Source organism: Solimonas soli DSM 21787, assembly GCF_000474945.1.
GTDB classification, from domain to species: domain Bacteria; phylum Pseudomonadota; class Gammaproteobacteria; order Nevskiales; family Nevskiaceae; genus Solimonas; species Solimonas soli.
The window spans coordinates 1-13241 of record NZ_AXDW01000026.1 but is presented as its reverse complement, the minus strand read 5'-3'; the positions used below and the strand labels follow the sequence as shown (position 1 = coordinate 13241).

The window sequence follows — 13241 nt, the reverse complement described above, 5'->3', positions numbered from 1 at the left end:
CTTACCTGCGGTTGCTCGCGCTCGGTGAGATCGAGGCCCAGCGGGCGCTGCGTCGCCGGCCTGCCACACGATGAAGAGTGACGGAATGCGTCAACGCGCTTGAACCATTCCGTGACTGTGCAGCAGCGGAATCATCTCTAGAATCCCGCTCCGTGCAGGTGCCTTCGCCCTTGGATCGCGAAGGTGAAACGGGAATGCGGTGATGCGGCGAGACCTTCGCCGATCAGGCCGCAACTGCCCCCGCAACGGTAGGCAAGCGACGCTGTGCTTCTGCGCCACTGGTGAGGTTGACCGGGAAGGCTGTACAGAAATCCTTGCGAGTCCGGAGACCGGCCTGCATGCGCACAGACCGCCCTGCGGCCTGTGCGTTCAAGAGCACCATTCGCGGTGGGCGGATGGCGTATGGCCTGCGTGTGCAACGAACGCCTATCTGTGCCGATGCCGACTCCATGGGAGCCCGCGGCCTTTGCGTACATCTTGCGCAGGCCGGACCTTGTCCGGAGTATTCAACATGTCAGCTGTCCCTTCGCACGTTGCTGCGGTTCCCAGCATCAAGCTGCTGATCGGCGGAAAGTTCGTCGAATCGAAATCCACGGTCTGGCGTGATGTCGTCAATCCGGCGACGCAGGATCTACTGGCGCGCGTGCCGTTCGCCACGCGCGAAGAGATCGATGCCGCCGTCGCCAGCGCGAAAGAGGCATTCGGAACCTGGCGAAAGACGCCCATCGGTGTACGCGCGCGCATTTTCCTCAAGTATCAGCAACTGATTCGCGAGCACATGAAGGAGCTCGCGGCGATTCTCACTGCCGAGCAGGGCAAGACGCTCGCCGACGCGGAAGGCGACGTGTTTCGCGGTCTCGAAGTCGTCGAGCATGCGGCGAACATCGGCACGCTGCAGATGGGCGAACTGGCGACCAACGTGGCCGGCGGCGTCGATACCTACACGATACTGCAACCGCTCGGCGTCTGTGCCGGCATCACGCCGTTTAACTTCCCGGCGATGATCCCGCTGTGGATGTTCCCGATGGCGATCGCCACCGGCAACACTTTCGTGCTCAAGCCCTCGGAACAGGACCCGATGGTGACCATGCGCCTCGTCGAGCTGGCGCTCGAGGCCGGTATCCCGGCCGGCGTGCTCAATGTCGTTCACGGCGGCGAGGACGTGGTTAACGCAATCTGCGATCACGCCGACATCAAGGCCATATCTTTCGTCGGCTCGACGCGCGTCGGCACGCACGTCTACAACCGCGCGACGCTCGCCGGCAAGCGCGTGCAGTGCATGATGGGCGCGAAGAACCACGCCGTCGTGCTGCCCGACGCCAACAAAGAGCAGGCGCTCAACGCACTCGTCGGCGCCGGCTTCGGTGCGGCGGGCCAGCGATGCATGGCGGCCTCGGTGGCTGTGCTTGTCGGCGAGGCGCAGCACTGGATTCCGGATTTGGTCGAGAAAAGCCGGGCGCTAAAGCTCAATGGCGGCACCGAGCCGGGTACCGACGTCGGCCCGGTGATTTCCTGCGCCGCGAAGTCGCGCGTCGAAGGCTTGATCGAGCAGGGTGCGCGCGAAGGCGCGACGCTCGAGCTCGATGGCCGCGCGCCGAAACTCCCCGGCAAGTATGCGAGCGGCAACTTTGTCGGCCCGACGATCTTCTCGAACGTGAAGCCCGGCATGATGATCTACGACCAGGAAATATTCGGGCCAGTGCTGGCGATCGTGAACGCTGCGACGCTCGATGAGGCGATTGCCCTGATCAACGCCAACCCGAACGGCAACGGTGTGGCGCTGTTCACGCAGTCCGGCGCCGCCGCGCGACGGTTCCAGGAAGATATCGACATCGGCCAGGTCGGCATCAACGTGCCGATTCCGGTGCCGGTGCCGCTGTTCTCGTTCACCGGCTCGCGCGGTTCCAAGCTGGGTGATCTCGGTCCCTACGGCAAGCAGGTCATCCTGTTCTACACGCAGACCAAGACCGTCACTGCACGCTGGTTCGACGACGCGGCGTCGACGTCCGTGAACACCACGATCAGCCTGCGCTGATGCGGGTGGTGCACTCATGGACTTCGAACTGTCCGACGAACAGTCGGCATTCCGGGCAGCCGCGCGCGATTTCGCGCGGAACGAGTTCGCCCCGCATGCCGCGCATTGGGATGCCGAATCGCATTTTCCGCGCGAGCAGATCCGTCTCGCGGGAGACATGGGCTTCTGCGGCATGTACTTGCCGCCCGGCCTCGGCGGTATGGGACTCACGCGCCTCGATGCGAGCATCGTCTTCGAGGAACTGGCGCGCGCCGATCCATCGACGACGGCCTACATCACCATCCACAACATGGCGACGTGGATCGTCGCTACCTGGGCGACGCCCGCGATCGCCGCCGAATGGGTGCCGCGCTTGGCGAGCGGTGAATTGCTGGCCTCGTACTGCCTGACCGAGCCCGGCGCCGGCTCCGACGCTGCAGCGATCCGCACGCGGGCCTACCGGCGTGGCGATACCTATGTGCTGAGCGGCGCCAAGGCCTTCATCTCCGGCGCCGGCGAGACCGATCTGCTCGTCGTCATGGCGCGCACCGGCGACAACGGCGCGCGCGGCATCTCGGCGTTCGCGGTGCCGGCGCGCAGCGCGGGCATCCGCTACGGCAAGAAGGAGCACAAGATGGGCTGGAACAGCCAGCCGACCCGCGCTGTCAGCTTCGACGACGTTGTCGTGCCGGCAAGCCACCGGCTCGGCGACGAAGGCGAAGGGTTCCGCATTGCCATGAAGGGTCTCGACGGCGGACGCATCAACATCGCCACCTGCTCGGTTGGCGCGGCGCAGGGCGCGCTCGATCTGGCGCAGGCGCACCTGCGCGAGCGCCGGCAGTTCGGTCGCGCCATTGCCGAGTTCCAGGGCCTGCAGTTCAAGCTCGCCGACATGGCCACCGAACTGGTCGCGGCGCGGCAGATGGTGCGCCTTGCGGCGAGCAAGCTCGATCGCAGCGACGCCAGGGCCAGCGTGTTCTGCGCAATGGCCAAGCGCATGGCGACCGACATCGGCTTCTCGGTCTGCAACGACGCGCTGCAACTGCACGGCGGCTACGGCTACATCCGCGAGTTTCCGCTAGAACGCCTGCTGCGCGACGTGCGCGTCCACCAGATTCTTGAAGGCACCAACGAAATCATGCGCGTGATCGTCGCGCGCCATGTCCTCCAACCAACCAGTACGGAGCCTCTTTCATGACCGCTGTGATCAAGAGCGAACGGCGCGGCAGCATTGCGCTACTCACCATCTCCAATCCGCCCGCGAACGTATGGACGTTGCAGTCCCTCGACAGTCTGCGCGACACGGTGCGCGAACTGAACGCGGACCCGCGCGTGCGCGCACTCGTGCTGACCGGCGAGGGCTCGAAGTTCTTCAGCGCGGGGGCCGACCTGAAAGTGTTTGCCGAGGGCGGCAAGCTCGCCGGGGCCAACATGGCTCGCGCCTTCGGTGAAGCGTTCGAAACGTTGGCGGCGTTTCGCGGCGTCAGCATCGCGGCCATCAACGGCTTCGCGATGGGCGGCGGCCTTGAAGCGGCGCTGGCCTGCGATATCCGCATCGCCGAGGCGCATGCGCAGATGGCATTGCCGGAAGGCGCCGTCGGCTTGCTGCCGGCCGCCGGCGGCACGCAGTGGCTGGCGCATGCGGTAGGCGAGGGCTGGGCCAAGCGCATGATCCTCTGCGGCGAGCGTGTAGATGCCGCCACCGCGCTGCGTATCGGGCTCGTCGAGGAAGTCGTCGAGACCGGCAAGGCGCTGGAGACCGCGCTGGTGCTGGCCGCCAAGGCGCCGAAGCAGAGTCCCGGCAGCGTCGAGGCCTGCAAGCGCCTCGTGCACGCGGCCCGCGGCCCGGCGCAGACGGCGCTGCCGCTCGAGCGCGAGCTGTTCCTGAAACTGTTCGATACTGCAGACCAGGCCGAAGGCGTCAACGCGTTCCTGCAGAAGCGTGCGCCGGAGTGGCGTCATGGCTGATTCGACTTCAACGGCGAGCGAAGCGGGCGATGCGCCCGTGCTGTTCCGCGAAGCCATGACCGTCCGCGGCAAGCGCATAGGCTTCGCACAGCTCAATGCCGAGAAGTCGCTGAACGCCCTCAATCTGGCGATGATCCGCCTGCTCGATGCGCAGCTGCAGCGCTGGGCGGGCGATCCCGCCATTGTCTGCGTGGTGCTGCATGGTGCCGGCGAGAAGGCGTTCTGCGCAGGCGGCGATATCCGCGGCTTGTACCGCTCGATCGTCGAGCATCGTGGGCCGCCGCCGAATCACGACAATCTTGCGTTCTTCAGCGAGGAGTACACGCTCGACTATCGCGTCCACCGCTTCCCCAAGCCGGTGCTCGTTTGGGGCAGTGGCATCGTTATGGGAGGCGGTCTCGGTCTGATGGCGGGTGCGAGCCATCGCGTCGTCACCGAAACCTCGCGCGTGGCGATGCCGGAGATCACGATCGGCCTGTTTCCGGATGTCGGCGGCAGCTGGTTCCTGCATCGCCTGCCGGGTCGTATCGGCCTGTTCCTGGCGCTGTCGGGAGCATCGATCAACGGACATGACCTCCTGGTTGCGAAGATGGCCGAACATTTCCTGCGTGCCACCGATCGCGAAGCCATCTTTGCGGCGCTCACCACGCTGGCCTGGAGTGGCGAAGCGGACGATGACCGCCATCGTCTCACGGCCCTGCTCGACGGCTTCTCCGCGCAGGCGCAGGCAGTGCGGCCGGCCTCGAACCTGCATCGCCATGCTGCGACGATCGAAACTCTGTGCGCCGGGGACGATCTGGCCGCGGTTCATGCGGCGATCACCGGCTACGCGGGCGATGACATCTGGCTGCAGAAGGCGGCGTCAACACTGCGCGCCGGTTCGCCGACGACTGCAGCGCTGATCTGGGCGCTGCGAGAGCGCACGCGCGGTATGTCGCTCGCCGAAGTGTTCCGCCTCGAACTTGTGGTCGCGCTGCAATGCTGCGCGCATCCGGATCTGGCCGAAGGCGTGCGGGCCCTGCTGATCGACAAGGACAACACGCCACGGTGGACGCCGGCGACGCTTGCCGAGGTCACGCCGCAATGGATCGCTGAACACTTCGCCGCGCCCTGGAGCGACAGCCTTGTATCACTCGGCCTCGACGCTTGAAAAGGAGACTCTCATGAGCACCATTGCATTCATCGGCCTTGGCAACATGGGCGGACCGATGGCGCTGAATCTTCTGAGGGCGGGCCACGCGCTGCGTGTCTACGACCTGGCGCCCGCTACGCTGCAGGCGGCAAAGGCTGCCGGTGCCATGACCGCCGCCAGTCCGGCCGAAGCCGTCGCCGGCGCCGAAGTCGTGATCTCGATGCTGCCAGCGAGCCGGCACGTCGAAACGCTGTATCTTGGCAACGCAGACGGCGGTGGCCTGATCGCGGCGATCGCACCGGATACGCTACTGATCGACTGCTCGACCATCGCTCCGGCCGCGTCGCGCAAGGTGGGAGATGCCGCCACCGCGCGCGGTCTGCTGTTCATCGACGCGCCGGTGTCCGGCGGCACGGCCGGCGCGGCGGCAGGAACACTGAGCTTCATGGTCGGCGGCCCGGCGGCGGCGCTCGAGCGCGCACGGCCGCTGCTCGAGAAGATGGGCACCAACATCTTCCATGCCGGCGCGGTCGGTGCCGGTCAGGTCGCCAAGATCGCCAACAACATGCTGCTCGCGATCCACATGGCGGGTACGGCGGAAGCGCTAGCACTCGGCGTCGCCAACGGCCTCGATCCGAAAGTGCTGTCGAACATCATGGCCAAGAGCTCGGGCCGCAACTGGTCGCTCGAAGTCTACAATCCATGGCCAGGCGTGCAGGACGGTGTGCCCGCGTCGCGCGGCTACAGCGGCGGCTTCGGTTCGGCGCTGATGCTGAAGGATCTCGGCCTCGCGGTCGAAGCGGCGGTCGCAGCCGGCAGCGCGATTCCCCTCGGGGAGCTGGCGCGCAATCTCTACCAACTACATTGCCAGGGCGCCGCGAGCGAGGACTTCTCCAGCATTCTCAAGCTTTATCGCAGTGTCTTGTAAATATCACCGGGCGAGTTTTCGCGCCTACGCCGCTATGAGCTTCTTCAGTCCTTCATCGAGAAGGAATTGACGACGAATTGCGCGATGAGCTGCTGGATCGTTGCAAATCCAGCGGCTGTGATTTTTCTACGTCGAGAGGATCCACAATCGCCGCTATAAGGCTGAGGTCAAACGTCTGACCGAGGAGCGCGACATTCTAAAAAAGCCGCCGCGTACTTTGCCAAGGGATAAAGGCGAAGTACGCGTTCATGCGCATGCATGCCCGAGAGTTTCGTCTGAGCGCGATGTGCCGCGTGCTGAGCGTGCAGCGCAGTGGTTACTACGCGTGGCTGCGTCATGGCCCCAGCGCGGGCGAGCATGAAGACCAGCGCTTGTTGCTTGATCAAGCACCATTGGCTGGCCAGCGGCGCGGTGTACGGCTATCGGAAGATCACCTTGGATCTGCGCGAAGCCGGTGAGCGGTGCAGCCGGCATTGCGTGCGGCGCCTGATGAAGATCGAGGGTCTGCGCGCGCAGATCGGCTACGGCAGCAAGCCGCGCCATCGCGGCGGGCCTGCCGGCGTGGTGGAGAACGTGTTGAATCGCGACTTCGCGCCTGATGCGCCGAACAGGGTCTGGGTCACGGACATCACGTATATCCGGACCTACGAAGGCTGGCTGTTCCTGGCGGCGGTGATGGACCTTTACTCGCGGCAGATCGTCGGCTGGTCCACGCAAGCGACGATGACGCGTGACCGCGTGCTGCAGGCGCTGCTCGCGGCAGTCTGGAAGCGCAAACCCGGTCCGGGTGTGCTGGTGCATTCCGACCAAGGGTGTCAGTTCACCAGCAACGACTGGCAGTCGTTTCTCAAAGCGCACCGGATGGTGCCGAGCATGAGCCGCCGAGGCAACTGCCACGACAATGCGGTCGCCGAGAGCTTTTTCAGTGCGCTGAAGAGGGAGAGGATCAAGCGGCGGATTTATCCAACGCGGCAAGCTGCCGCATCGGATCTGTTCGATTACATCGAGATGTTTTTTACAACCGGTGCGGCGGCATGGTTCCGCTGGCGATCTATCACCCGTAGAGTTTGAACGGCGCTACGCGCTAAACGGCTCTTGAGTGGCTACGAAAATCTGGTCGGTCCAGATCGCTCAATCTAAAAAGCCCCCTAGAAATCTAGGGGGCTCGTTATCCCTACGTCGGGTGGTCTTTTTTGTCAATCCCAGCTCAACGCTCCACCCGTCTGATACTCCGTCACGCGCGTCTCGAAGAAGTTCTTTTCCTTCTTGAGGTCGAGGACTTCGCTCATCCACGGGAACGGGTTTTCCGTCGCGGCGGGGTAGAGGGCCTTGAGGCCGATCTGGGCGCAGCGGCGGTTGGCGATGTACTTCATGTAGTCGTTGAACATGCCGGCGTTGAGGCCCAGCACGCCGCGCGGCATGGTGTCGTGCGCATAGCGGATTTCGAGCTCGGTGGCTTCCTTGATCATGTCGAGCGCCTGCTGCTGGAACTCGGGCGTCCACAGGTGCGGGTTTTCGATCTTGATCTGGTTGATCACGTCGATGCCGAAGTTCATGTGCATGGCTTCGTCACGCATGATGTACTGGATCTGCTCCGAGGTGCCGGTCATCTTGTTGCGGCGGCCGAAGCTGAGCAGCTGCACGAAGCCGACGTAGAAGAAGATGCCTTCGAAGACCACGTAGAAGGCGATCATGTCGCGCAGCAGGCGCTGGTCGGCTTCGATGGTGCCGGTGTGGAAGCTTTCGTCGGCGAGGCTCTGCGTGTACGGCAGGCTCCATGCGGCCTTGTCGTGGATGCTCGGCACTTCGCGGTACATGTTGAAGACTTCGGCTTCGTCGAGGCCGAGGCTTTCGATGATGTACTGGTAGGCGTGCGTGTGGATCGCTTCCTCGAAGGCCTGGCGCAGGATGTACTGGCGGCACTCGGGATTGGTGATGTGCTTGTAGACGGCGAGCACGAGGTTGTTGGCGACCAGCGAGTCCGCGGTGCTGAAGAAGCCGAGCGAACGCTTGATGATGGCGCGCTCGTCATCGGTCAGACCCTTCGGGTCCTGCCACAGCGCGATGTCGGCCGACATGCCGATTTCCTGCGGCATCCAGTGGTTGTTGCAGGCGTCGAGGTACTTCTCCCAGGCCCACTTGTACTTGAACGGGACGAGCTGGTTGAGATCGGCGCGGCAGTTAATGATCTTCTTGTCGTCGACGCGGATGCGCGACGCACCCATTTCGAGATTTTCCAGGCCGGTGGCGGCACCGTGCGCGGCGTGGCTCGACGGCGGCGGCATCTTGGCGGCCGGCGCGGATGGGGTGGCGGTGGCGGGGGCGTCGTCCCAGGTCAGCATGATTTTGTCTCCATGTGCCGGGCGGCTCTGCCCGGTTTTCCGGTTTGTTCGTGGCGCTTGGCTGCGTCTGTGGGCTTGCGCCCGTTCCCCTGCCGCTGCCGATGCTGCGAAGGGCCGTACGCACGGAGATCGCGACGGCAATGGCGGCAGCTAAGAGTGCTCCGCAGGCAGCAGTGAGTCAAGCAAAAAATACTAGGGATTGTGGCTGCTTTGTGATCGGCCTTCTACATGTTGTGATTGAGCACAGGTTTCGCGCAGGCTGCGCACAGCTTTGTCCCCAGGCCGCGCCGGGATGGAGCGCTGAGAAGGGGATTGCCTGAGCGGCCGCCAAGCGCGCGGCATGGGCTTGCCGGGCGAGCGGCGTGGGAGGGGATGCATTTGTGCCCGTGGCGCGAAGCGCGGGCGCCACCTCCCCTGGCCCCTCCGCCCTCGGGCGGAGGGGAACTGCGAAGGGCGCTCAGCTACCGGACGCGCTGTAGCCCTTGGCGACGAGCACGATCGACAGCGTGATGAGCACGATGGCGGTGAGTTGCACGTGGATGAGGATGCGCGTCTTGCGTACTTCGCCATCCGCCGGCAGCGCGCCGCTGGCTTCGAGCGCCTTGCGCCAGCGCATGAAGCGCAGCGTCGGCACGATGGAGATCAGCGCGGCAAGCACGAACAGGCCGAGCACGCCGTGGAAGGCGCCGTTGTGCCAGTAGTAGTCCGGCCCCTTGCCGCCGTGCCAGACGCGCGCCAGGCCGGTGAGGAGCACGAGCACGGCCATGATGCCGTAGAGGCGGTCGACGCGCGGCAGCAGGCGCACCGCGTCCGGCGTGCCGCCGATCTTCAGCAGATACAGCTCGGTGACCAGCGCGCCGGTCATCATCCACACGGCGATGTAGTGAATCCACGGCAGGACGACGGTGTTGAGCATGAGCGGCTTCCGGTGGGGGGCGATGCATCGATTCTAGGGATGCTGCGCACAGGCTGTCATGCCGCGAAGGCGGATGCGGCGATGTCTTGCGGATCACTCATGCGAGGGCCTGCGCTTCGTCGCGGCGCTGCCGCGATGAGATTCGTGCCTCGTCTCGCACGTGATCCGCAGGCGCCGGACCTGCATGCGCGCGGTGTTCGCAAACGAAAAGGCCGCCCGGAGGCGGCCTTTTCGCTGCGCGGCGCATCGCTTACTGGCAGGCCTCGCAGTCCGGATCGAGGATCGAGCAGACCTTGGCGCTGCCGGTGCCGGCTTCGAGCGTGGGCAGGATGATCGGCTCGGCGCCAGCCTTTGGCTTCGACGCGGCGACCGGCGCGGCCGGCGCCTTCGCGGCGGCGCCGCCCGTGCTGCCCTTGCCGACGGCGTTCAGGCGGTTGTCCTGGATGGTCGTCTTCTCGGCATGCGTGGCTCCCATCGTGCGCAGGTAGTACGTGGTCTTCAGGCCGGAGAGCCAGGCGTGCTTGTAGAGCTCGTCCAGCTTCTTGCCCGAAGGCTGCGCCATGTAAAGGTTCAGCGACTGCGCCTGGTCGATCCACTTCTGGCGGCGGCTGCCGGCGTCGACGAGGCGCTTCGGGTCGATCTCGAACGCGCACTTGTAGACGTCCTTCAGCTCCTGCGGGATGCGGTCGATCTTCTGCACGCTGCCGTCGAAGTACTTGAGGTCGTGCGCCATCACCTCGTCCCACAGGCCGAGCTTCTTGAGGTCGTTGACGAGGTATTCGTTGACGACGGTGAACTCGCCCGAGAGGTTCGACTTGACGTAGAGGTTCTGGTACGTCGGCTCGATCGACTGCGACACGCCGGTGATGTTGGCGATGGTCGCGGTCGGCGCGATCGCCATGGTGTTGCTGTTGCGGATGCCGGTGGTCTGGATCTGCGTGCGCAGCGCGCTCCAGTCGAACTTGCCGGACTGCGACTCGTCCTGCTGCAGATACTTTCCACCGTTGCGCGCTTCGCGCACCAGCTTGATCGAGTCGATCGGCAGGATGCCCTTGTCCCACAGCGAACCCTTGAAGCTCGAATACGCGCCGCGCTCGACGGCGAGGTCGGCCGAGGCCTTGATCGCGTAGTAGCTGACCGCTTCCATCGATTCGTCGGCGAACTGGATCGCCGCGTCGGATTCATAGGCGAGGCGCAGCTTGTACAGCGCGTCGTTGAAGCCCATCACGCCGAGGCCGACCGGGCGGTGGCGCAGGTTGGAGTTGCGCGCGGTGGCCACCGAGTAGTAGTTGTACTCGATGACGTTGTCGAGCATGCGCATCGCCGTCTTGATGGTCTTCTCGAGCTTGGCGAGATCGAGCGTGCCTTCCGCGGTGATGTGCGCCGGCAGGTTCACCGAGCCGAGATTGCAGACGGCGATTTCCTGGTCGGCCCGGGTGTTCAGGGTGATTTCCGTGCACAGGTTCGACGAGTGCACGACGCCGACGTGCTGCTGCGGCGAGCGCAGGTTGCACGGATCCTTGAACGTGATCCACGGATGGCCGGTTTCGAACAGCATCGACAGCATCTTGCGCCACAGGCCGGTGGCCTGGATGCGCTTGAAGTTCTTGATGCGGCCTTCGTCGGCGAGGCGCTCGTACTCGACGTACTTCTTCTCGAAGGCGTCGCCGACGAGATCGTGCAGGTCCGGCGTTTCTTCCGGGGAGAACAGCGTCCACTGGCCGTCTTCCATGACGCGCTTCATGAACAGGTCCGGCACCCAGTTGGCCGTGTTCATGTCGTGCGTGCGGCGGCGGTCGTCGCCGGTGTTCTTGCGCAATTCGAGGAATTCCTCGATGTCGCGGTGCCAGGTTTCGAGGTAGGCGCAGACCGCGCCCTTGCGCTTGCCGCCCTGGTTGACGGCGACCGCCGTGTCGTTGGCGACCTTGAGGAACGGCACCACGCCGTTCGACTTGCCGTTGGTGCCCTTGATGTAGCCGCCCATGCCGCGCACCGGCGTCCAGTCGTTGCCGAGGCCGCCGGCGAACTTGGAGAGCATGGCGTTGTCGTGGATCGCGCCGAAGATGCCGTGCAGATCGTCCGGCACCTGCGTCAGGTAGCAGCTCGACAGCTGCGGACGCAGCGTGCCGGAGTTGAACAGCGTCGGCGTGCTCGACATGAAGTCGAACGACGAGAGCAGCTTGTAGAACTCGATGGCGCGCGCTTCGCGGTCGATCTCGTTCATCGCCAGGCCCATCGCCACGCGCATGAAGAAGGCCTGCGGCAGCTCGAAGCGCGTCTTGTTGCTGTGGATGAAGTAGCGGTCGTACAGCGTCTGCAGGCCGAGATAGTCGAACTTGCCGTCGCGGTCGGCGAGCAGCGCCTTGCCGAGCGTGTCGAGATCGTAGAGCGCGAGCTTCGGATCGAGCAGTTCGAGCTCGACGGCCTTGTGGATGTAGGCGCGGAAGTAGTCGGGATAGAGCGCCTTCATTTCCTCGAAGGTCGGGCGCGACTCCGGCAGGCCGAGGAACTTCAGAGCCTCATGGCGCATCGCGTCGAGCAGCAGGCGCGCGGAGACGTAGGTGTAGTTCGGCTCCTTCTCGATGCGCGCGCGCGCGGCCAGCGTCAGCGCCTGCGAAAGCTCGGCTTCCGGAATGCCGTCGTAGAGATCGCGCAGCGCGGCGGCGACGATTTCGTCGGCGTTGACGCCGATGAAGCCGGCGCAGGCTTCGCTGACGAGGCGGCGCATGCGCGCCTCGTCCAGCGCCACGATGCTGCCGTCGTCACGCCTGACGCTGAGCGTCGGCCTGGCGGCCGCCGTCGGCGCCTTCGCCGCTTCGGCGGCGCGCTCGCGGGCGCGCTCCTCGCGGTACAGCACGTACGAGCGCGCGACCTTGTGCTCGCCGGCGCGCATCAGCTGCAGCTCGACCTGGTCCTGGATGTCCTCGATGTGCAGCGTGCCGCCGCCGGCCATGTGGCGCGTCAGCGCCGCCTCCACCGCGCGGGTGATGGCCTCGACCTTCTCGCGCACCGCGGCCGAAGCCGCGGCGGCGCCGCCTTCGACGGCCAGGAAGGCCTTGGTGATGGCGACGGAAATCTTCTGGATGTCGAAGCCCGTCAGCTTGCCGTTACGACGGATGACCTTGAGGCCGCCCGGCGCGGTGGCGGCGACTTCGGCGGTGCTGACGAGGGTGTCCGGCGGGGTGCGACGACCGTCGGCGGTCGAAGCGGTGGTTTGTTGGAGCATCTTTGCGTCCCCTTCCAATGGTGAATCTGGTCCCGTGAGCGGGATTCCGAAGCTGCGCGTCCCACCGGTTTGTTCCCTGAGGAGGTGACGCGTGGCAGTCTCGCAAGACTAGGCTTCGCTCCCCCTATCGTCAACCGCTTTTTCCAACATATTGTGTCCCTGTTCCACGTGGACCCCAATGGCTTGTGTCAAAGCGGTGCATCGCTGGTTCAAAAGCTGTGCATAAGCTCAGGACAAAGCCGATTGCCTTCGGCAAACCAGCGACTTAGCTCGGCGTATCCGGCGCAGACGCAGCGCTCATCGCGCGGCCTGCAAAAAAACACGGTTCCACCGCGGTTCCACTGGCTCGCGGTATGTGATTTTTGACTGTATTCCGTTCGTTAAAATGTCGAATAAGCGCAGGACTCGTGACCGGGCAGGGGTCCCGGCGGAAAAGTCCTCACCACGATGCGCACTGGTCACATCGCCAGCCGATGACGATTCCGCGCAAGGACCCCGGGCTCGAGCCCTGACCTTCCATGGAAGCGCTGCGTGCGGCTTGGAGCCCTCTCCTCCCGGCGGGAGGAGAGGATTGGGTGAGGAGGGTGCCGCGGCGCGCGGTGCGGGTTCGGCGCGCGACGCGGGCGCCCACCTCCCCTGACCCCTCCCCCCGCGAGCGGGCGGAGGGGAATCGGAGTTGAGAGTGCGGCGCGTGCCCTCGAGCCCTCTCCTCCCG

The 13241-nt window shown here is 65.0% G+C and carries 8 protein-coding genes, 1 pseudogene and 1 riboswitch; of the genes and pseudogenes, 6 read left to right on the top strand and 3 right to left on the bottom strand.

Features of this window, described 5'->3' with window-relative positions; all coding sequences use genetic code 11:
- The first annotated feature begins 139 nt into the window (after positions 1 to 139).
- A riboswitch (cobalamin riboswitch) is annotated at positions 140 to 352 on the top strand.
- Between the two features lie 159 nt (positions 353 to 511).
- The 6 genes and pseudogenes from K344_RS0111510 to K344_RS21390 form a co-directional block, all read left to right on the top strand.
- Entirely contained in the window at positions 512 to 2035 is a 1524-nt protein-coding gene (locus K344_RS0111510; protein WP_028080793.1) for a CoA-acylating methylmalonate-semialdehyde dehydrogenase, read from the top strand.
- Between the two features lie 16 nt (positions 2036 to 2051).
- Positions 2052 to 3212, top strand: a complete 1161-nt coding sequence (locus K344_RS0111505) for an acyl-CoA dehydrogenase family protein (RefSeq protein ID WP_028080792.1) — start codon at positions 2052 to 2054, stop codon at positions 3210 to 3212.
- Positions 3209 to 3982, top strand: a complete 774-nt coding sequence (locus K344_RS0111500) for an enoyl-CoA hydratase (RefSeq protein ID WP_028080791.1) — start codon at positions 3209 to 3211, stop codon at positions 3980 to 3982. The genes K344_RS0111505 and K344_RS0111500 overlap by 4 nt, the downstream gene beginning before the upstream one ends.
- A complete protein-coding gene (locus K344_RS0111495) occupies positions 3975 to 5132 on the top strand; it encodes an enoyl-CoA hydratase/isomerase family protein (RefSeq protein WP_051362157.1) in 1158 nt (385 codons plus the stop codon). Before K344_RS0111500 ends, K344_RS0111495 begins: the two co-directional genes overlap by 8 nt.
- A 13-nt stretch (positions 5133 to 5145) precedes the next feature.
- Positions 5146 to 6042, top strand: a complete 897-nt coding sequence (gene mmsB / locus K344_RS0111490) for a 3-hydroxyisobutyrate dehydrogenase (RefSeq protein WP_028080789.1) — start codon at positions 5146 to 5148, stop codon at positions 6040 to 6042.
- Between the two features lie 148 nt (positions 6043 to 6190).
- Positions 6191 to 7141, top strand: a pseudogene (locus K344_RS21390) (IS3 family transposase); the annotation flags it as partial.
- A 97-nt stretch (positions 7142 to 7238) separates the two neighbouring features.
- Here K344_RS21390 and K344_RS0111480 read toward each other — a convergent pair.
- The 3 genes from K344_RS0111480 to K344_RS0111470 all read right to left on the bottom strand — a co-directional run bounded on the left by K344_RS0111480 (position 7239) and on the right by K344_RS0111470 (position 12526).
- On the bottom strand, positions 7239 to 8384 hold the full coding sequence (locus K344_RS0111480; protein ID WP_084197337.1) for a ribonucleotide-diphosphate reductase subunit beta: 1146 nt from the start codon (positions 8382 to 8384) through the stop codon (positions 7239 to 7241).
- A 457-nt stretch (positions 8385 to 8841) separates the two neighbouring features.
- Positions 8842 to 9300, bottom strand: a complete 459-nt coding sequence (locus tag K344_RS0111475; protein WP_028080787.1) for a DUF2214 family protein — start codon at positions 9298 to 9300, stop codon at positions 8842 to 8844.
- Positions 9301 to 9550: 250 nt separating this feature from the next.
- A complete protein-coding gene (locus K344_RS0111470; RefSeq protein WP_028080786.1) occupies positions 9551 to 12526 on the bottom strand; it encodes a ribonucleoside-diphosphate reductase subunit alpha in 2976 nt (991 codons plus the stop codon).
- Positions 12527 to 13241: the final 715 nt, after the last annotated feature.